Origin of the sequence: Nonomuraea sp. LPB2021202275-12-8 (genome assembly GCF_037044575.1) — a bacterium.
Lineage (GTDB): Bacteria > Actinomycetota > Actinomycetes > Streptosporangiales > Streptosporangiaceae > Nonomuraea.
On sequence record NZ_JBAHWD010000045.1, the window covers coordinates 31627 to 49930 of the forward strand.

The following is an 18304-nucleotide window of genomic DNA, read 5'->3' on the forward strand; positions in this document are numbered from 1 at the left end:
CTGAATCACGCGGCCGCATCGAGGTAGGCCCCCAGGTCGACGAGCTCTGCGTCCCATCCCTGGCTATTGGCCTTGTGGGCGGACCGGGCCACGTCGTCCGCGGCTTGGGCGAACCCGCTCTCCACGAGGCGCAGCCGGGTGCCGTCCGGTACTTGCTCCAGAGTGAACTCCACAACCGTCTGGGGTGCGTCGTTCCCCGGCAGGCCCTCGATTCCCCACCTGAACGCGAAACGGTGTGGTGGGTCGACCACCGTGATCGTGGCGACGGATTCCTGGCCGAGGTCCTCCCAGCGGAAGTACGCTCGCCCGCCGGGCCGCAGATCTATCTCAGCTACCGAGCCGAACCACCGCGAGAGCTCTTCGGCGGTGATCAGGGCGGCCCACACCCGCTCAATGGGGTGCCGCAGCACCACCTCACGTTCGATCGTGCCTGAAACCATGCCCACCCTCCTTCGCAACCTTTGTGTTGCCATTAATATAGCAACATAAAGGTAGCGATAGTCGCCCGCAAGCTCTCGGGCTGCGGCATGATCGGGGCACTGGTTCTCTCACTCACCAGATCCGCAGGGCTGGTGCAGGCCGCCGCTTGTCCAGGTCATACCGTGCGTTGTTCTCTCCTCGACGCGATGACGATGGCCGTTCCTCGTCCCGGGGCAAGATCGTTGTCCTCGGTTTCGCCTGCGGGCGCTCCATCTGACCCCAGGGGGCGGAGCGTTCTCGGTGGTAGGACCTACGCGAGCTCGACGACCGTACCCCGCTCATCGGCCGTGGACGGCAAGACCTTGCGCGGCAGCCGTACCCCGAAGGCACCACGACCCACCTGCTGGCCGCCACCCGCGACACCCAGACCGTCTTGGCCCAGCGGCAGGTCGAAACGGCGGTTGAACAGCAACCGAACGGCCAGTGGCGTTAGCGGGCCGCCGAAGGCAGCCTTAGCGCCACGGGCGGTGCCGCTGCAGGGGACCGCCACGCGATCGAGAATCCGATCAGCACCAACAGGAGCGCACTGACGGCCAGGTACCGCGCCGATCCGTGGCCCGCCCGCCACACCAGGAGCGCGGCGGTCAGGAACACCTGCTCGCCTTCATCGGGCCGAAGAACCGGTGACGCACGGCTCGCTCCGCATGAGCAGAAGAGGGCAGCTTGGTCGGCGTTGGCATGGGGATCACTCCTTGGTGGTCGGATGCCGGGTGGGTGAGGTGTCGGCTCTCGGCGGCTGTCCGCTCACCAGGTCACCCGCAGCGTGTGCAAGCCGTACACGAGCTGAAGACGCGGAGGTTCACCTGCTCGTACGGATCGGCCAGGGCAAGACTGGGAAGCGACGCAGCATTCCCGCGATGTGTATGTGGCGCGGTGACAGGCACAGTAAGCGTGCATGTTCAGCGATTGAGCACGCACGGTGGTCACGGTGGACGGTGAGCTGGACATTGCCGGCAAGCCCGCGCTGGCGGCTGGGGTCGATTGCTCAGCCCGGAACCAACCGGGCTACGCTGCTCCGTCGTGCAGGAAACGCGCCTCGACATAGCTCGGATCCAGGCGGGTCGCCGGATCATCGACCCGATCTTTCTCGACACCCCGCTGTATCGCTGCGAGGCGCTGGAGCCCGGCCTCGGGTGCATGGTGAGCATCAAGCTCGAAACGGCGAACCCGGTCCGCAGCTTCAAGGCCCGTGGCACCGAGCTCGTCGCGAGCCTCCTCGCCGACAGCGGCTCGCGAGCCGTGGTGTGCGCCAGCGCGGGCAACCTCGGCCAGGCCCTGGCCTGGTCCGGTCGCGGCCGGGGGCTCGACGTCACCGTCGTGGCATCCCGACACGCGCCGACGGCCAAGCTCGATCGCATCCGCGCGCTGGACGCCAGGCTGGAGTTGGTGGACGGCGACTTCGAGATGGCTCGCGAACGGGCGGCGGCCATCGCGCGGCACGACGGCGTCCGGCTGGTCGAAGACAGCCTGGACATCGAGACCTGCGAGGGCGCGGCGACCATCGGCCTGGAACTGGCGGACAGCCAGGGTGACACCGTGCCGTCGTTCGACGCCGTCCTCATCGCTCTCGGCGGCGGGGCGATGGCCACCGGTGTCGGTCATGTGATCAAGGCCCTGGCGCCCGGCGTCGAGGTGATCTGCGTCCAGCCGCTGGGCGCACCGGCGATGACCCACTCGTGGCGGCGGCGACGCGTCGTCACCACCGATTCGACCGACACCATCGCTGATGGCGTCGCCGGCCGGTTCCCGATCCCGGCCGTCCTGGACGACCTCCTGCTGGTCGCCGACGACGCCGTCCTGGTCCAGGAGGCGTCGATCATGGCCGGGATGCGGCTGCTCCTCGACCACGCCGGCCTCGTCGTCGAACCGTCGGCCGCGCTCGGCATCGCGGCCGTCATCGAAGACCGCGACCGTTTCGCCGGCCGCCACGTGGTCACCATCGTGTGCGGCAGCAACGTCGACATGAACGCCTATCACCGCTGGATCGGTGCGGCGCCCATCCACAAACCTTGACCGTTGCCCACGTGGCCCAGGGCGCTCGATCGGCCGGCCGCGGCGGGTATGGGGCGGCGCGTAGCCGTCGAACCACACGCCTGACGGGATGTCGGGGGTGGCGGAAGTTGGCGACCGTGCAGTCCTGTCGACGTGAGCTTCTGCTCCACTGCGCGCCACCCCCATCTCGATCACCGATCCAGAGTGTCGCTGAACACTCCCTCTCACCCGTGTCCAACCTGGGGTTCCTCAGTTCCCCGGATCATCGGCCGAGTAGTTGATCATGGCGGGATGTGGATCCGCCCGTCAGCCGGTCCCGGTGCGCACGAGTTTGACGGCGTCGGCGCGGATGCAGCCCGCGCCGTCGCGCGCGAGGTCGAAGGTGAACTCCTGCCCCGCTGAGGCGTCGGTCTGGCCGAGCAGGACCCAGTCGGCGCCAGGGGCGCTGAAGTCGATTCGGCGTTCGGCCACTTGCGCTCCATCGCGGGCGAGCCTCGCCCGCGACTGGACGTTTCCGCCCTCCGCGCCCGTCCGGTAGATGAAGGCCTCGTAGCGGCCTGCGGCCTGCACCTTCACCTTCCAGCTCGCGGAGGCTCCAAGGTCGCAGGAGTGCCGCGAGGTCAGCGCGCCGAAGCCGGGCAGAGATGACTTCGCCCAGCCTGGGCCGCTCTCGGTGTACCCGGTGGGGTTGTCGTTGTCGCCGTAGGAATCCTTCTCGTAGAAGCGGAAGTAGTCGAAGGCGACCGTCGCGGGGAGTTGGTCGACGTCGGGGTAGTCGTTGTAGGCGACCGCCGTGAGCCACACCTTCATCGAGTCGTGGACGAAGGGACCGGCCGGGTAGGCCAGGTAGGAGCGCTGCTTGCCGTCGACGAAGAACCTGACGCCCGCCTCGTCGTACTCGTAGCCGAAGACGTGCCAGCCTTGGGACAGGTCGCTGCCCACGTCGTACCAGCCGCTGGTCACCTGCCGTCGCGGGGCGCGGTGGTCGAAGACGTTATGGATCACCCGGCCGGGGTTGAGCGAGTCGATCTCGAAGCCGTCGATCTCGGCGAGCTGACATCGGTGGACACCGTCGGCGCCGCCGCACATGGACCAGAAGGCAGGGTGCCAGCCTGGTCCCTCGTTGATCCGGACGCGGGTCTCGTAGTAGCCGTAGCGCATGAGGCTCTTGGAGACCAGGCCGCCGCCGGTGAAGAGCTTGCCACGGTCGGTCTCTGACTTCAGGTCGATGACGGCAGCGCCCAGGTTGGGGTCGAAGCGGACATTGGCCGCCCGCTGGGAGCTGTTGCCCCTGACGTCGGTGCGCGGGTCCCACGGGCCGTTCGCCCAATCGATGGGCTTGGTGAACTCATCGGCGAAGGCTAGCCGGTAGCCGCCGAGGTCGGGGCCGTTGCGTGGCGGCGGGTTGACCGGCTCGCCCTGGCGCAGCCGGACGGCGTAGGTGCGCCGTGCACCGTTACGCGCCCGACGGGCGGCTGCTCGCCACCGTCGAGTTGCCGGTCCCGCGCCCGACCGCGGTCTGCTTCGCGGGCAGCACGCTGCTGATCACCACTGCGTGGCTGGGCCTGGATCCCGCGCCAGAGGGCAGCGGCAGGGTGTACGCGGTCGACGTTGGAGTCAGCGGCCCAGCCGCCGCCACGTGGGCGGGCACGCCTTGAGGATCAATGAGATCGAACCACTGCCCTTCGGATCCTTCTTCCTCGTTGTCGTGCACACCGACGAAGGGCTGCACGGACTCGGCGAGGTCGGCATGCGATCTCGGCCAGAGACGGTTCGCGGGGCGCTGCGCGACCTGGCTGCCCTGGTCGTCGGGCAGGACGCCACCCGCATCGAGCACCTGTGGCAGCTCATGCACCGCGGCGGTTTCTTCCCTGCGGGCTCCGACGTCGGGGCGGCCGTCGCGGCCGTGGACATCGCACTGTGGGACCTGCGCGGCAAGGCGCTCGGGGTGCCGCTGTACGACCTGCTGGGCGGCAGGTCGCGCGATCACGTGCCCGCCTACGTCCATCTTCCCGGCGAGGAGCTGCGCGAGCTGGTCGACAACGCGCGCGGGCTGATCGAGCGCGGCTGGACTCACCTGCGCATCGGCCTGGACGACCGGCCTGGCGAGGTGTTCGAGCCCAGGCGCGCGGTCCGGCGCACCCTCACGGTGCTGCACGGGCTTCGCGAGGCGCTCGGCGACGATGTCGAGCTCCTGGTCGACGTGCACACCAGGCTTGATCCCGCCGACGCGCTCTGGTTCTGCCGCGAGGTCGAGGCGGCGCGGCCGTACTTCGTGGAGGAATCGCTGCGAGCCGAGGCCCTCGAGTCCTACCGGATGTTGCGGGGGCGCACCGGCGTGCCGCTGGCGGCCGGGGAGCAGCTCACCAGTAAGTGGGAGTTCAGGCCGCTGATCGAGGGCGACCTTGTTGACCACGCGCGCATCGACCTGGCCAACACCGGTCTCACCGAGGGCCGCAAGATCGCGGCCATGTGCGAGGCCCACCACATCCAGGTGGCCACCCACAACCCGCTCGGCCCTGTCTGCACGGCCGCCTCCGCCCACCTCAACCTGAGCCTGCCCAACCTCAGTCTCCAGGAGCAGGCCAAGCCGTACGGCTGGGAGGATCTTGTCCTGGTGGGCCCGCGCGTCGGTGACGGCGCGGTGGCCCCCCTCTGACCTGCCCGGTCTTGGCGTGGAGGTTGATCTGCCCGCCGCTCGGCGTGCCGCGCCGGTGGGGATGGGGCCGCCGCCGCGCTTCAGGCGAGACGACGGATCGTTCACGAACTGGTGAGGTGTCTGTGACCACTGTGCTGATCACCGGCGCCGCCGGTAACGTGGCCGGCCAGCTCCGCCCCGGGCTAGAGGGACTGGACCTGCGGGTGACCGACAAGCGTGCCGCACCAGGCTGGGGTCCTGCCGAGGTCGTCACGGGCGACCTGTCCGATCCGGTGTTCGCGGCGCGCGCGGTCGACGGCATGGATGCGGTGATCCACCTGGCCGCCAACCCCGTGCCCTCCGCCCCGTGGGCCGACCTGCGAGGTCCGAACGTCGACGCGGCGGCCACCGTGCTCGACGCCGCCACGACCGCGGGCGTCGCCAAGGTGGTCCTGGCCACGTCGGTCGACGTCGCGGGCGGCCATGTCAGGCCGGGCGAGGTGATCGTCGAACCGTCGTGGCCGGCCAGGCCGTGCTGCGGTTACGGCGCGACCAAGGCCTTCGCCGAGGCGTACGGCTACGCGGCCGCCGCGACGAGCGGCACCGCTGTCCTCTGCCTGCGGCTGGGCCTGTGCATGCCCGCTCCCACCACAACAGGCAACCTGGCCGAGTGGCTCGCACCTGCCGACCTGCGGCGGCTGGTCCGCGGCGCGCTGGCGGCCGATGTGCGCTACGGCGTCTACTTCGGGGTCTCCGCAAATACGCGCCGCCTGTTCGACCTCGGCAACGCCCGTGAGGAGCTCGGCTACGAGCCCGTGCTCGACTCCGAGCGGTTCGCCCACATCGTGCGGACCGGCCCGCCCGGCCTGTGCGCCGTGAAGGAGTGATCGTGACAGAAGTGGTGACCTGCGGAGAGGCCATGCTGCTGGTGGTGAGTGCTCGGGCCAGGAGCTTTCGCCGCTCGATCGCCGGGGCGGAGGGCAAGGCCAGGCTGGGTCACTCCGTGCGCCGGCTGGGCAAGGTAGGCGCGGACCCGGCCGGAGAGAGCGTCCTGGCGGAGCTGCGGGCGGAGGGCATCGATCTCAGCCACGCGGAGGTGGACTCTGGCCGTCCCACCGGCCTGCTGGTGCGCGACAGCCATCCCGCTCGCGCCATCGACGTGATGTATCACAGGGCAGGATCCGCGGCCGCCAACCTCGCATCGGACTGGCCGGCATCGGCGGTGCTCTCCAGCGCGCGGTCGCTGCACCTGACGGGCATCACGCCGATGCTCTCCGAGCAGGCCGCGTCGGCGACGGGACGGCTGCTGCGCCTGGCCAGGCAGCAGGGCCTCACCGTGTCGTCCGACCCCGACATCCGCTACAAGCTCGGCGACGCGGTGCGCTCGCGCCGCGTCGTGGGTCCGCTCCTGAGCCACGCCGACCTGCTCCTGAGCGGCGCCGACGAGCTGGAGGTCCTGACCGGCCTGCCGCGGGCCGAGTCCGTGGCCTTTCTGCTGGAGTCCGGCGTCGGCACGGTGGTGGTGAAGAGTCCTGACAAGTCGGCCAGCGCTGTGACGGCGAGCGGCACCTGGACGCGAGCCGCGTTCGACGTCCCCGTCACCGATCCTGTCGGGGCGGGCAACGCCTTCGCCGTGGGATTCCTGTCGGCGACGCTGTGCGGGCTGGCTCCCTCACAGGCGCTGACCCACGGTGCGGCAGTGGCGGCCATGGTGGTCCAATCGGTCACGGACGTCGAAGGGCTGCCCACCTCCGGGCAGTTGTCTCGATTCATTACCGGCGGGGAGGCAGTACACAGATGAGGTATCGCTGGGAGATCATGAGCCAGATCGCCGAACAGCGGGTGATCGGCATCGTCAGGACCGCGACACCGGCGCAGGCGGTCGAACCCGTGCGCGACATGCTGGCCGCCGGGCTGCGCACGGTCGAGGTGGCGCTGACCACCCCTGACGCGCTCACGGCGATACGCGAGATCGTGGCCGCCGCCCCCGCCGACGCGCTGATCGGCGCCGGTACGGTCCTCGACGCGGCTGCCGCGGGAGCCGCGATCGAGGCGGGCGCCCGTTTCCTGGTCTCGCCCAGCCTGCACGCCGACGTCATCCGGACCGGTCATCGCCACGGGGTGGCGGTGATCCCAGGCGTGGCCACACCCACCGAGATCGTGCGGGGTCTGGAGCTGGGCGCGGACGCGCTCAAGCTCTTCCCCGCCTCGGGCTGGTCACCCTCGTGGCTGAAGGACGTCCGCGCCGCCCTTCCCCAGGCGCCGATCGTTCCCACCGGCGGCATCAGCGTGGACAGTGCGCCCCATTGGATCGCGGCGGGTGCGGTTGCCTGCGGCATGGGCTCGGCGCTGACCTCGGGCGGCCCCTTGGAGGCGAGCGGAAGAGTGGCCCGCCTGCTCGCCGCAATCCAGGCATGTTAGGAGTCCTTCCCTAAATCACTGACCCGGTGAGTGGACGTGTCTTTCCGTGCTGGGCTGGAGACTCACACGCCACGGTCACCCGCTGAGTTGCTACGACAACGCTATGGCCGATTCGTTCTTCGCCGCGATCAAGAACGAATGGCTCCATCGCTTCGTCTTCACCACCCGAGCCAAGGCGAAAAGCGAGGTCATCCGCTACCATGCGTTCTTGACCATCGGCATTTATGTGTGGTTTTTCCTATATTGGCGCTGCTGCTTAGGGCTGGGCCTGCGGGATGAGCTCGCGCTTCACGGCAGATCGAACGCGTACGAGCAACCACCGAGCAACCACCCACGAGTAGTTGCACCCGCTGCTCGCCGCTCAGCAACCCGCAACCTGTGAGGCTCAAAGACGCCAGCTGCCTAGCCGCTGCGTGCCGAAGACCTGGGGATGTCCCGAGGCCTGCAGGTACCGGTCGAACGCGGCAGCGGTCGCGAGCATGTGGGCCATCAGCGCGTCGCGGGGCTCGGCGCCGTGATGGAGGACCATAGCGGCGTGGAAGCGATCGGAGGGGGAGCGCAGGGCCTTGCGCTCCAGCCAGTACATGGCGCGCTCGCGCCGCCGCCCGTCGCGCTCGGCCAGCGCGGCGAGCTGCTCCTGCGAGAACCGCTCCGCCCCCGCCCTGTCGCACTGGTCCGACTCAAAGAGCCGCGTCAGTTCCTTACCGCCCGTCGGGTGCGGGGGGCCACCCCGTCATCGTGCCGCTCCTCCCGCTGTCGCCGGGCCAACCGGCGGGTCACCAGAGGCCGCCGGTTGCTGTGTGCTGCAAGCGCAGAAAGCCCACTCGTGACGGGTATCTTCTTCACCATGAGTATCCAATACGCATGGTCTGAACGCTTCCCTGGAAGGCATCCGGCGGCCGAAGGCCCTGATCGCTCAGCGTTAAATATTGACAGCGATCTGCATCCCCCAGCTGCCGAGGCAGAGGTCCGCCACCTTGAAGAGCGATTGGGCCTGGAGCTGCCGGCGAGTTACCGGCAGTTTCTCCTGTTAGCCAACGGGTGGGGCAACGCCGATGACTGCTGCCTGCTGCCTGTCGAGGAAATCGGCTGGCTTCGTGATATCAACCCCTCGGTCGCCGAGAGTTGGTCAGAACCCAAGCCCGAGAACTCTTGGAGTGTGCCCGACGAGCTCTACTTCGTCTATGGGCACGAGCAAGTCTCCGGCAACATGAGAGGGGAGTATGTATCCGACACTCTTTTGGCCGGGTATTGGGACGATGGAGTCGTTCTCCTAAACCCCCACGTCAAAACCCCTGAAGGTGAGTGGGAAGCCTGGTATCTTGCGCCTTGGCTAGCTGGCGCCAGTCGTTACACGTGTTTCTGGGACCTGATAGCGCACCAGCTCAGAATCGGCACCGATGGGGTGCGCTAGATTCTTGGTCGCGAAATTCTTAACACTTGAGCCCGAATGAGGTCGACGCATGGCGTTGCGGCCGTGCCAAGTCGGGGTCGGGAGATGTAGTTGTCAACGTGCTGGTAGATGGCGCGTCAAGATATCAAGGTAAAGGGGATGGGCAGGGAGTCGATCGGCGGCCGTCGTGGGCCGTAGGAGCCTAGAGTGCAGCTTTGCGCCTGCCGAAAATGCTATCCGGCTAGGTCAATGGCCTGCTGGGACAACATGGTGCATGTGATCCTCAGCCGGGCAGAGTGCGGCATGATGATCGGTTGTGCTTCTTCGCCTGGCCTATCTCACCGTCACGAACGCTTTCGCTGCGCTACGGCTGCTACCGATGAGCGATCGGGACAAGGATGGTCGAGATTTTCGCTCTGCGTCACCAGGTCATGGTCTTGGAACGGCAGCTCGCGCCGATACCAGGGTGAGATTCACCCCTGAGGAGCGCGTCTTCCTGGCCGCCCTGCTGGCCTCGTCGCCTCGAGCGGTCCTGCATCGCTTGCGGCTTGTCGTCCGCCCGGACACCATCCTGCGCTGGCACCGCGAGATCGTGAAGCGGCGGCATGCCCGTGCCTGTCGGCCGACGTGGGCGTCCGTCGACGGTCCGCTCCGTCCGCACGCTCATCTTGCGTCTGGTTCGGGAGAGCCCGTCCTGGGGATATCGGCGGGTGCATGGCGAGTTGACCACGCTCGGCCTCAAGATCGCCGCTTCCACGGTCTGGGAGATCCTTCAGCAGGCAGGAAGGCATCGATCCGGCACCCGAGCGGGCGTCCACCACCTGGGCCGACTTCCTGCGCTCGCAAGCCGACGCACTCCTGGCCTGCGACTTCATCGAGACCGTCACCATCAACGAACAGCGCCAGTACATCCTGGCCGTCATCGAGCACCCCACCAGGCGCGTACGCGTGCTCGGCACCAATGCCCACCCGACCGCGGCCTGGGTCACCCAAGCGATAAGAAACCTCGTCATGCACCTGGAGGATGCGGGCGGCCGAGCGCGCTTTCTGATCCGTGACCGGGACGGCAAGTTCCCCGCCCTGATGGAGGAGATCCTCGCCGAAGCCGGCATCCAGACTGTGCTCACCGGTATCCGGATGCCTCCATGAACTCCACCATGGAGTGGTGGGTGAAGTCTTGCCGCCGCGAACTCCTGGACGGCTGCCTGATCTGGAACGAACGCCATCTACGCCACGCACTGGGCGAGTACGAACACTTCTACAACCAGCACCGAGCCCACCAAGCCCTCAGCCAAGCAGCTCCACTACGCGCTGTCCCCATCCCGATCACCGATCCAGCGCGCACCATCGACCTGAACATCCGCCGCGGCGCCGGCCACGGCGAAGGCCCTGATCTCCGGTGATCAGGGCCTTCGCCGGCAGCGGGGGCAGGATTTGAACCCGCGAACTCCGGGGCATGAGGGCTCATCGAAGGTGACCGGGATTCGAGGTCGCCGTCGGATGCGGGAACACCGGCCGGAGCCTGCCGAACTCGGAGTCGGCGATCATGAGCGTTTCGGGCTCCAGCTCCACGTCGCCCCGTTCGAGGCGGGGATCATGATCCGTCCCGATGGCTCCGCCTCGACGCCGCCCTGACGTGCAGGGGCGACTTGGGCACGTCACGCGGCGGAGGCAACGGCCCGGGGGTCCCCACAGCGCGAACGACTGCACGGAAAGTGCGAAGGATCCGGTTGTCTCGGGCGTGATCCAAACATGCCCCAGACCAAGAACCGGAACCACGAAGGGGTTAGGGCACCCGGGGCTCGAACCGGGAAACCGACGGATGAGTCTCTCCGCCGTTCCGCCAAGACTCTGGCGCCGGGACAGCCGGGCCGGCGTCGTCCAGACGCTGGCTCAGGTGATGCGCGTGCCCATGAACGGCGGCTCACCAGGCGCATATACGGAGCATGTGCTGGAGATATTCCGGCGCTCGCTACGCTCCCCGGCAATTCGGCCATTCGTGGTGACCGGTTGGTCCGCCGGTCGCGGTGGCAGGGACGAGTCAGGGAGCGGGTGGTGTGCGGGTGACCGGCACGCGGTCGTGGATCAGCGTCCACGTCTTCTATGACGGCGACCTCGATCTCGTCATCACGGATCTGCTGGCCACGGTGCAGGACCGCCTCGATCACGTTGCCGACGGCGCGGGCCTGTTCTTCCTGCGGTACTGGGAAGGTGGACCGCACCTGCGGATTCGTGCCCTGGCCGCTCCGGGTCGCACGGACGATGTACGGCGGATCGTGTCCGGGGCCGTCGCGGACTTCCTGAGCCGCCTCCCCGCACCCACCCGGGGAACCCAGGCGGACTACGACCTCTACGCGCCCTCGATGGCGGCATTGGAGCAGATGCCGTCGTACGAACGCCACCGCCGGCCCAACAACTCCTTCGCGTTCATCCCGTACCGGCCGGAGACCCGCAAGTACGGAACGGGCGCTTCCTTGCACGCCGCCGAGGACCACTTCGTCCGCTGCAGTGCAGCGGTGCGGCGGCTGCTGGCGACGGAGCCCTCCGGCAACCGGCGCAGTACGGCCGCGTTCACCGCGCTCGCCCTGAACCGGTGGATCGCCTCGCGCGGCGCCAGGTGGCCGGAGCCCGAAACGCCCCCATGGCCACCTGGCGGGGAGGCCGAGGCCCAGTACGAACGCCGGCGCCACACCCTGCTCGCCATCGCGGAACGGACGCGGGCGCTGGCCGCGAACCCGCCGGGGGAACCGTCCGGATTCGCCGGCGCCCTCGCGGCGTCCGCCACGGCGCTGGCTGGCCGGATCGGGGAGCCCCACGCCGTGCGGGATGTCCTCGACGTGTGTGCCCACCTGACCTGTAATCGCCTCGGCGTGAGCCTGACCGAGGAGTCCTGCCTTCGCGATCTGGCCGGCCGGACCTTCGCCGAGCTCGCCCGGGAGACGGTCGCATGACGATGCCCGGCTGGCACAGCGTGCACATTCACCACTACGGCGACGCGACCGACCGCCTGCTGGTGGACGCCGTACGCCCGGTCATGACCGAGCTGGCGGCTCACGGTCACCGCTGCTGGTTCGCCCGGCATTGGCGCCAGGGCCCGCACGTGCGACTGCACGTCGAAGCCGCCGAAGAGGCCTTCCGCACGGAAGTGCTCCCGGTGGTCGAGGCGCGGATCAGCCCGTACCTGGCGGAGCTGCCGGCGGCCGAGACCGATACGGAGGCGATGCTGCCGCTCCACCGCCGACTGGCCGAAGCCGAGTCGGAGTCCGGTCCTCTGACCCCCTGGTACGACGACAACTCCTGGCACGTCGAGGCCTACGACGACCGGCTAACGGTCCATGGCACGCCCGAGGCCGCCGCGCTGTACACGGATTTCATGTGCGCCGCGAACGATCACGCCTTCGCCGTCCTCGACAGGGCGATCCAGGGGCATGTCGTGCTCGCGGCGGCGTTCGACGCCATGGTCGTGGTGGCCGACGAGTTCCACTCGGACGGCATCGCGGCCGGCTATCTCAGCTTCCGATCGCACGCCGACGCCTACCTCGCCCAGAAGGCCGGCGGTGCCGCGCAGCGGCGTGCGTGGGAGGCGCACTTCCAGGACAGGGCAGGGGTGCTCGGCGCCCGCCTGGACGCCCTGCTCGATCCGGCCTCAGGGGCCGTGGACGACGCGACCGAGAGCTTGATCGCCGCCTTGCTGGCGAGCCGTGTACGCGGGCTCGACCTGCGCGGACGCGGGCTGCTTCCGCTGGGAGAAGGCACCGCCGGGGACGACCCGGCCCTGATGCGCGACGTCTATCGGGAGTTGAGCCCGTTCCACCGGGCCCTCGCCGAGAACGAGCGGTGGCTCAGCGAGGTACTCCCGTCCACCTGGTTCGCGCTCTTCCGGCTCGTACTGAATCTGATGTATCTGCAGTTCACCCGAATGGGGCTGACCCCATTTCAACGCTATTTCCTCTGCTACCTGGTCGCCGCGGCGGTGGAACGGCGCACCGGCAGGCAGGCCGTCGAGGTCCTGAGCGATTTCGCCGCGGCGGCCGGAGGGGCCGGGTGAGCGCGCCGGACGCGCTGCCGCGCGGGGGAGAGACCCTGAGGCTTCGTGCCGGGGTTTCGATCGGCCGTGAGCGCAGCGGTATCCACCTGGTGGGTTACCCCGACACGACACCGATCGACGGCGGCGACCTCGCCGTCGTCCGGGCGCTCGCCGCCGGGGAACACCGGGCCGAGGAGTTCCCCGCGCAAGCCCGTACGCTCCTGTCCCGGCTACGTCAGGACGGCTGGCTCGTGGTCACCGTCCACGACGGGGACACACCGCTCTACACTCTGGAGCCCCGGACCCGTCCGGCGGCCGGCGCCCCCACGGACGTGCCGGCCACCGCGCGGCTGTCACGGTTCACCACCATCGCGGCGGCACCGGACGGCGGCCTGTGCGCCACGTCGCCCCGCGCCTGGGCTTCCATCACGGTCCATGCTCCTGGTGCGCTGGCCACGCTCGCCGATCCCGGCGCCGCCGGGCCGCCCTCGGGGATCAGCCCGCACGCGGCGTCCCTGCTCCGGCGTGACCTGCTCTGGTCCGGTCTGGCCGGGACCGAGGATGAGGACGAAGAGTTCCGCGTCCGGCAGTGGTCCGCACTCGACCTGGCGTTTCACCGGAGCAGCCGGGGCATCGACGGCGAGGCCGGGGTGGCCGGCGGGTTCGGCGCCACGTACTGGGGCCGGGAGCACGCGACCGTGCCGGGCTCCCGGCCACCGGCCGCCGGGCCCGTCACGGACCTGCCTCGCCCCGATCTCGAACGCATCCGGGCCACGGACCCGAGTCTGACCGAGGCGCTGGAAGCGCGCCGGTCCGTGCGTGACCATGATGCGGGCACGCCGATCACGATCGAGCAGCTCGCCGAGTTCCTCTACCGCTGCGCCAAAACCTCCGGCCGCCCGACACCGTACGGCGAGCGGCCGCGCCGTGCCTATCCCGGCGGTGGTGGCGTACACGAGCTCGAGCTCTATGTGGTGGCCCATCAGGTGGCCGGGCTGGAGTCAGGGACATACCACTACGACGGTTACGGCCATCGGCTGGAGCTGGTGCGACGGCAGGCCGGCGCCGAACGGATCCTGCTGGACGCGGCGCGGTCCATGTCCGGCGCCAAGGCGCGACCGCAGGTGCTGTTGCTGGTGACCGCGCGCTTCGAGCAGCTCATGTGGGTGTACGAGGGATTGGCGTACGCGCTGATCCTGAAGAACCTCGGCGTCCTGATGCAGACCATGTACCTGGTCGCCACCGCCATGGGGCTCGGCGGCTGTGCCCTGGGGAGCAGCGCGCCGCGCGTCTTCCAGCGCATCGCCGGCGCCGATCCCCTCAGCGAGGACGTGGTCGGGGAGTTCATGCTCGGCACCGTCGCCGCGGAGCACCGGATGAAAGGGGACGCATGAAGCTGCGTCTGATCGACCACGCGTACATGGCCCCGATCAAGAACGGGCTGCACATCATCACCCCGGCCGGGCCGGTCACGCTCACCGGCAAGTCCATCGCCCGATGGGTCGAGACTCTCGCGCCACACCTGGACGGACGGTTCGGCCCCAGCGAGATCACGGCGAATCTGCCGGCCGCGCACGCGGAAATGGCCAGGTCGATTCTGACCCGGCTGCGCGAGGCCGGCGTCGTCCGCGAAATCCCCGCCGAGCCCGCGCCGGGTGGCCGCGACGAGAAACCGAGCGGCGACTTCGCGGCGGAGGTCGCCTTCATCGAAGCCCACCTCGATGGGTCGCGGACCGCGTTCGCGCGATTCCGTGATCTCAGTGTCGCCGTCGCGAATGATGGCTCGGTGGCCGACCCGCTGCCGGAGGCGATCGCCGCCTCGCTCCGCGCGTCCGGGGCCGCGCAGGTCAGGGTGTGCGACGCTGACGGGCTCGGCGAGGAGGACCTCTGGAGTCTGGACGTCCTCCTGCTGACCTGCGCGCTCGGCCCGGCGGCCGGGAGGGCGCGGGTGGTGGACGGGGCCGCGCGGGACGGGCTCGCCGTGGGCCACATCCTGCGAGACGGGACGGACGTCTGGTACCTGCCCGTGCGGGCGGCCAAGGACGACGCCCTCGTCACGGTGGGGCCGGAGTCGCTGCGCTCACGCCTGAGGAGCGTGCCACGCGCTCCCGAGGCGATCACCGGCCTGCACGTGGAGGCGGCCGCCGCGCAGGTGGGACGGGCGGTGTTCCGATGGGCGACGGGGACGGCGGATCCGCGTCAGGCGAGCAAGGTGACGCGGCTCGGGCCGGACCTGATCCTTTCCAGGCACCACTGTCCGCCGCACCCGTACGAGCTGCCGGCGGCGGCGTCCACCCCTGACGAGGTGCTGGCCCGGGTGGAGCACCTGCGGTCCCGGCCCGCCGAGGACGACCAGGAGTTCTCGGATGCGGCGGTCAGAGCCGCCGACGAGATCTTCGGCCCGTTCCGGTATCTTCCCGACCACTCCGCGGTGCAGAGCCCGCTGCACGTGTCCGAGGCCGAGGTCAGCGACGTGCTCGCACCCGGGCCGGGCAGGGGCGGGGACGGCCGGGCGGCCGTCACGACCGTGCGTGCGGTGGGCTTCGACTACGCGGGCGTCCGGATCGAAGCGGCCCGCCGGGCGCTGGCCTGTTACGCCGCGTCGACGGTGGATCCACGGCGCTTGGTGGACTTCGGCGGTGCTCCGCTGGCCGCCGAGGACGCCGAGCCCACGGCCCTGTACGCGGCCTTGACGGCCGGCGCCCCGGGCGGGTTCGCCATCGCGTACGACCTGGCGGCCGCGGCACCTGTACGCCTGGCGGCGGAACGCGCCTTCCCGCGGCTGGCCGGGGAGCGGGCCGCCCTCGTGCCCGGCGAAGGCTTCGGCGCGACCTGGGGTGAGGCCGTGGCGCGAGGGCTCTGCACTCACTGGACGTGTGACGCGGATCTGATCGATGACCCCGCGGGGCGCCTCGTCACGGTCGACCCGGCCGAGCTGGACGCGGTGGGACGGCGATGCTTCACCCTGCTGACCGAGATCGGCGAGCTGCCCGAGGTCTGCGACCACGGTGGCCGATTCGGTGTCACCGCCCTGTCGTTCCACCGCGGTGGGGTGGAGGTGGCCAGGACCGCGGGAACCGCGTCCTCGGCCTGGACCCGGGGACTCCTCGAAGCGCTCTTCGGCGTCCAGCAGCGCATCCACGCGGAGCGGCCCCGCCCACGGCCGGCCGCGGAGTCTCCGCGCACCACGATGAGGCTCGACCCCGGTCACGTCATCGACCCGGACGAGGTGGCGGCGGCCCTGGCGGCCACCGGCCGCCGCGTCGTCATCCTCCCTCTCGACCACGACCCCGCCGTGGCGGCGATCGCCCCGCTCAGCCTGAAGGTGGCGATCACCGATCCCCTGGGGTCCATGACCCTGCGACCGGCCCGAACCAAGGAAGAAGGCAGGAATGTCTGAGCACGCGGTGACCGTGCTGGCGGGGGGCCGCATCGCCGGTGCCGTGGCGGATCGGCTCGGGGTACGACCCGTTCCGCTCCCGGACGGAGATCTTCCCGCGGTGCCGACCGTCGCCACCACGGACGGCTGGGCCGAGGTGGTCACGGGCGAGCTACGGGCCCGGCTCACCGGTCCCGTACTCCCGGCCCGCACCGAGCTGAACACGATCGTCATCGGTCCCTGGGAAGCGCCCGGGGAACGAGGGTGTGCCCTCTGCGCCGCTCGCCGGCAGTCCTGGGCCGACCCGATGCACGAACGGGGAGAGGCGGTCCGTGAACGCCATGCCGCGGAGCTCGCCGCGCCCTCGCCGTTGCTGACCGCGGACGCGGTCCGCTTGGCGGCGGCCCTGATAGCGGACGACATTCGGTCCTTCGTCGGTGGAGAGCGGCCACGGACCCGCGGAACGGTGCTCACCGTGGATCTCCACGACCTCTCGATCACCCCGCACCGGGTCCTGCCGGACCCCCTCTGCGAGGTCTGCGCTCCGCGCGTGACCGATGAGCCCACGGCGGCATTGGGGACGCCCCGGCCGGTGCCGAGCCATGACGAGGGGGCCGTACGCGGGCGCGACCTCGTCGCGGAGCTGGATGCTCTGACCGAGACCTATGTCGACGAGCGCACCGGCGTGGTGTGGCTGCTGCACGACCGCACCTCCGGCGGGGCGATCCTCAGCTCGGCGGAGGTGTCGCACCGGTGGGGCAGAGGGTCCGGCGGCTACGGTCGCGCCCCCCAGCGCCGGGTCAGCCGGACGATCGCGCTCCTGGAGGCGCTGGAGCGTTTCTCCGCGTCTCCGGGGCAACTGCGCAGCCCGAAAGCAGGGTCCTACCACGACCTCGCCGGCCGGGCCCTGGATCCGCGTACCCTCGGCCTGCATCCCCCGCAGGCGTACGACGAGCCCGGCTTCGGGTTCGATCCCTTCGATCCGGATCGCGACTACCACTGGGTGTGGGGCTGGTCGTTCCTGCGCGGTGAGCCGATCCTGGTGCCCGAGTCGCTCGCCTACTACGGGACCCACTCCCACGAACCGGACAACCGCCCCTTCGTCTATGAGATCTCCAACGGGTGCGCGCTCGGCTCCAGCCTGGAGGAGGCGGTCCTCTACGGAATGCTGGAGATCGCCGAACGCGACGGATTCCTGCTGACGTGGTACGCACGGCTGCCCGTACCGGAGATCGATCCGGCGACCCTCGACGAGCGCAACGCCCTCCACCTCGCGGCCCTGCGCGCGCAGACCGGATACGACATCCGCCTGTTCGACATCACGGCCGAACACGGCATACCCGCGGTGTGGGCCCTGGCCACGGCCGCCCCAGGTGCGGATCTGCCCGCGGCGTTCTGCACCGCGGGCGCCCATCTGTCCGGGCGCAGGGCGGTCATGGGCGCGGTGGCCGAGCTGGGCGACATGCTGACCAACGGCATCCAGTACTACAAGAGTCCCGAGGTACGGGCCCGGGCGGCGGCCATGGCCGAGGACTCCTTCGCCGTCGTGGACATGGAGGACCATCCGCTCCTCTACAACGATCCGCGCGCCGCGGACCGCCTGGGTTTCCTCACCGCGGGCGCGCCCAGCCGCCCCGCCTCCGAGGTCGGCGCCGGCACGGAGGAGTTCGCGGCCGGCGATCTGGGGGAGCTGATGCGCTCGGTCGTGCGCCGGTACACCGAGTCCGGGCTGGACGTCGTGGTCGTCGACCAGACACCGGACGAGCTCCGCGCCATGGATCTCCATGCGGTCAAGGTGCTGATCCCTGGGACGCTGCCGATGACCTTCGGGCATCGCCACCGGCGGATCAGCGGCTTGCCCCGGCTGCTGGAGGTTCCCCACCGACTGGGGTACACCCGGCGCCCCCTCACCGACGACGAGCTCAACACGGAGCCGCACCCCTTCCCCTGAGGCCGTTCCCCACTACTGAGAGA

General features: G+C 69.8%; 18 protein-coding genes. 15 read left to right on the forward strand and 3 right to left on the reverse strand.

What is annotated here, in order from left to right; all coding sequences use genetic code 11:
• Positions 1 to 5: 5 nt before the first annotated feature.
• A complete protein-coding gene (locus tag V5E28_RS43855) occupies positions 6 to 440 on the reverse strand; it encodes an SRPBCC domain-containing protein (protein WP_336216056.1) in 435 nt (144 codons plus the stop codon).
• A gap of 1060 nt (positions 441 to 1500) precedes the next feature.
• Between V5E28_RS43855 and V5E28_RS43860 the strand changes: the two genes are divergently transcribed.
• Entirely contained in the window at positions 1501 to 2493 is a 993-nt protein-coding gene (locus V5E28_RS43860; protein WP_336216057.1) for a threonine ammonia-lyase, read from the forward strand.
• 285 nt (positions 2494 to 2778) lie between these two features.
• Here V5E28_RS43860 and V5E28_RS43865 read toward each other — a convergent pair whose 3' ends face one another.
• Positions 2779 to 3900: a family 16 glycosylhydrolase gene (locus V5E28_RS43865; protein ID WP_336216097.1), complete on the reverse strand. Its 1122-nt coding sequence runs from the start codon at positions 3898 to 3900 to the stop codon at positions 2779 to 2781.
• 20 nt (positions 3901 to 3920) lie between these two features.
• On the opposite strand from V5E28_RS43865, the gene V5E28_RS43870 reads away from it, so the two are divergent.
• From V5E28_RS43870 to V5E28_RS43895, 6 genes are all read left to right on the forward strand, one after another.
• Positions 3921 to 4130: an SMP-30/gluconolactonase/LRE family protein gene (locus V5E28_RS43870; RefSeq protein ID WP_336216058.1), complete on the forward strand. Its 210-nt coding sequence runs from the start codon at positions 3921 to 3923 to the stop codon at positions 4128 to 4130.
• The gene (locus V5E28_RS43875; protein ID WP_336216059.1) at positions 4112 to 5131 is read left to right on the forward strand and encodes a mandelate racemase/muconate lactonizing enzyme family protein; all 1020 of its coding nucleotides are present in this window, start codon (positions 4112 to 4114) and stop codon (positions 5129 to 5131) included. Before V5E28_RS43870 ends, V5E28_RS43875 begins: the two co-directional genes overlap by 19 nt.
• Before the next feature lie 122 nt (positions 5132 to 5253).
• On the forward strand, positions 5254 to 5997 hold the full coding sequence (locus V5E28_RS43880) for an NAD-dependent epimerase/dehydratase family protein (protein WP_336216061.1): 744 nt from the start codon (positions 5254 to 5256) through the stop codon (positions 5995 to 5997).
• A 2-nt stretch (positions 5998 to 5999) separates the two neighbouring features.
• Positions 6000 to 6911, forward strand: coding sequence for a sugar kinase (locus V5E28_RS43885; RefSeq protein WP_336216063.1), 912 nt, complete (start codon positions 6000 to 6002; stop codon positions 6909 to 6911).
• On the forward strand, positions 6908 to 7531 hold the full coding sequence (locus tag V5E28_RS43890; protein ID WP_336216064.1) for a bifunctional 4-hydroxy-2-oxoglutarate aldolase/2-dehydro-3-deoxy-phosphogluconate aldolase: 624 nt from the start codon (positions 6908 to 6910) through the stop codon (positions 7529 to 7531). Before V5E28_RS43885 ends, V5E28_RS43890 begins: the two co-directional genes overlap by 4 nt.
• 103 nt (positions 7532 to 7634) lie before the next feature.
• Positions 7635 to 7913 carry a hypothetical protein gene (locus V5E28_RS43895; protein ID WP_336216066.1) on the forward strand — a complete coding sequence of 93 codons (279 nt, stop codon included), beginning with the start codon at positions 7635 to 7637 and terminating at the stop codon, positions 7911 to 7913.
• Between the two features lie 3 nt (positions 7914 to 7916).
• Here V5E28_RS43895 and V5E28_RS43900 read toward each other — a convergent pair whose 3' ends face one another.
• Entirely contained in the window at positions 7917 to 8117 is a 201-nt protein-coding gene (locus V5E28_RS43900) for a hypothetical protein (protein ID WP_336216067.1), read from the reverse strand.
• 261 nt (positions 8118 to 8378) lie between these two features.
• Here V5E28_RS43900 and V5E28_RS43905 point away from each other — a divergent pair, with 261 nt between their 5' ends.
• From V5E28_RS43905 to V5E28_RS43940, 8 genes are all read left to right on the forward strand, one after another.
• Complete coding sequence (locus V5E28_RS43905; protein WP_336216068.1) at positions 8379 to 8945, forward strand: SMI1/KNR4 family protein; 567 nt, start codon at positions 8379 to 8381, stop codon at positions 8943 to 8945.
• 927 nt (positions 8946 to 9872) lie between these two features.
• Positions 9873 to 10073, forward strand: coding sequence for a hypothetical protein (locus tag V5E28_RS43910; protein ID WP_336216070.1), 201 nt, complete (start codon positions 9873 to 9875; stop codon positions 10071 to 10073).
• Entirely contained in the window at positions 10070 to 10327 is a 258-nt protein-coding gene (locus V5E28_RS43915; RefSeq protein ID WP_336216071.1) for a hypothetical protein, read from the forward strand. Before V5E28_RS43910 ends, V5E28_RS43915 begins: the two co-directional genes overlap by 4 nt.
• Before the next feature lie 660 nt (positions 10328 to 10987).
• Positions 10988 to 11875 (forward strand): lantibiotic dehydratase C-terminal domain-containing protein, encoded by an 888-nt coding sequence (locus V5E28_RS43920; RefSeq protein ID WP_336216073.1) that lies wholly within the window; start codon positions 10988 to 10990, stop codon positions 11873 to 11875.
• Positions 11872 to 12972: a thiopeptide maturation pyridine synthase gene (locus tag V5E28_RS43925; RefSeq protein ID WP_336216074.1), complete on the forward strand. Its 1101-nt coding sequence runs from the start codon at positions 11872 to 11874 to the stop codon at positions 12970 to 12972. Before V5E28_RS43920 ends, V5E28_RS43925 begins: the two co-directional genes overlap by 4 nt.
• On the forward strand, positions 12969 to 14345 hold the full coding sequence (locus V5E28_RS43930; RefSeq protein ID WP_336216075.1) for a SagB family peptide dehydrogenase: 1377 nt from the start codon (positions 12969 to 12971) through the stop codon (positions 14343 to 14345). The genes V5E28_RS43925 and V5E28_RS43930 overlap by 4 nt, the downstream gene beginning before the upstream one ends.
• Positions 14342 to 16351, forward strand: a complete 2010-nt coding sequence (locus tag V5E28_RS43935; protein WP_336216077.1) for a hypothetical protein — start codon at positions 14342 to 14344, stop codon at positions 16349 to 16351. The genes V5E28_RS43930 and V5E28_RS43935 overlap by 4 nt, the downstream gene beginning before the upstream one ends.
• Positions 16344 to 18281 carry a TOMM precursor leader peptide-binding protein gene (locus V5E28_RS43940; protein WP_336216079.1) on the forward strand — a complete coding sequence of 646 codons (1938 nt, stop codon included), beginning with the start codon at positions 16344 to 16346 and terminating at the stop codon, positions 18279 to 18281. Before V5E28_RS43935 ends, V5E28_RS43940 begins: the two co-directional genes overlap by 8 nt.
• Positions 18282 to 18304: the final 23 nt, after the last annotated feature.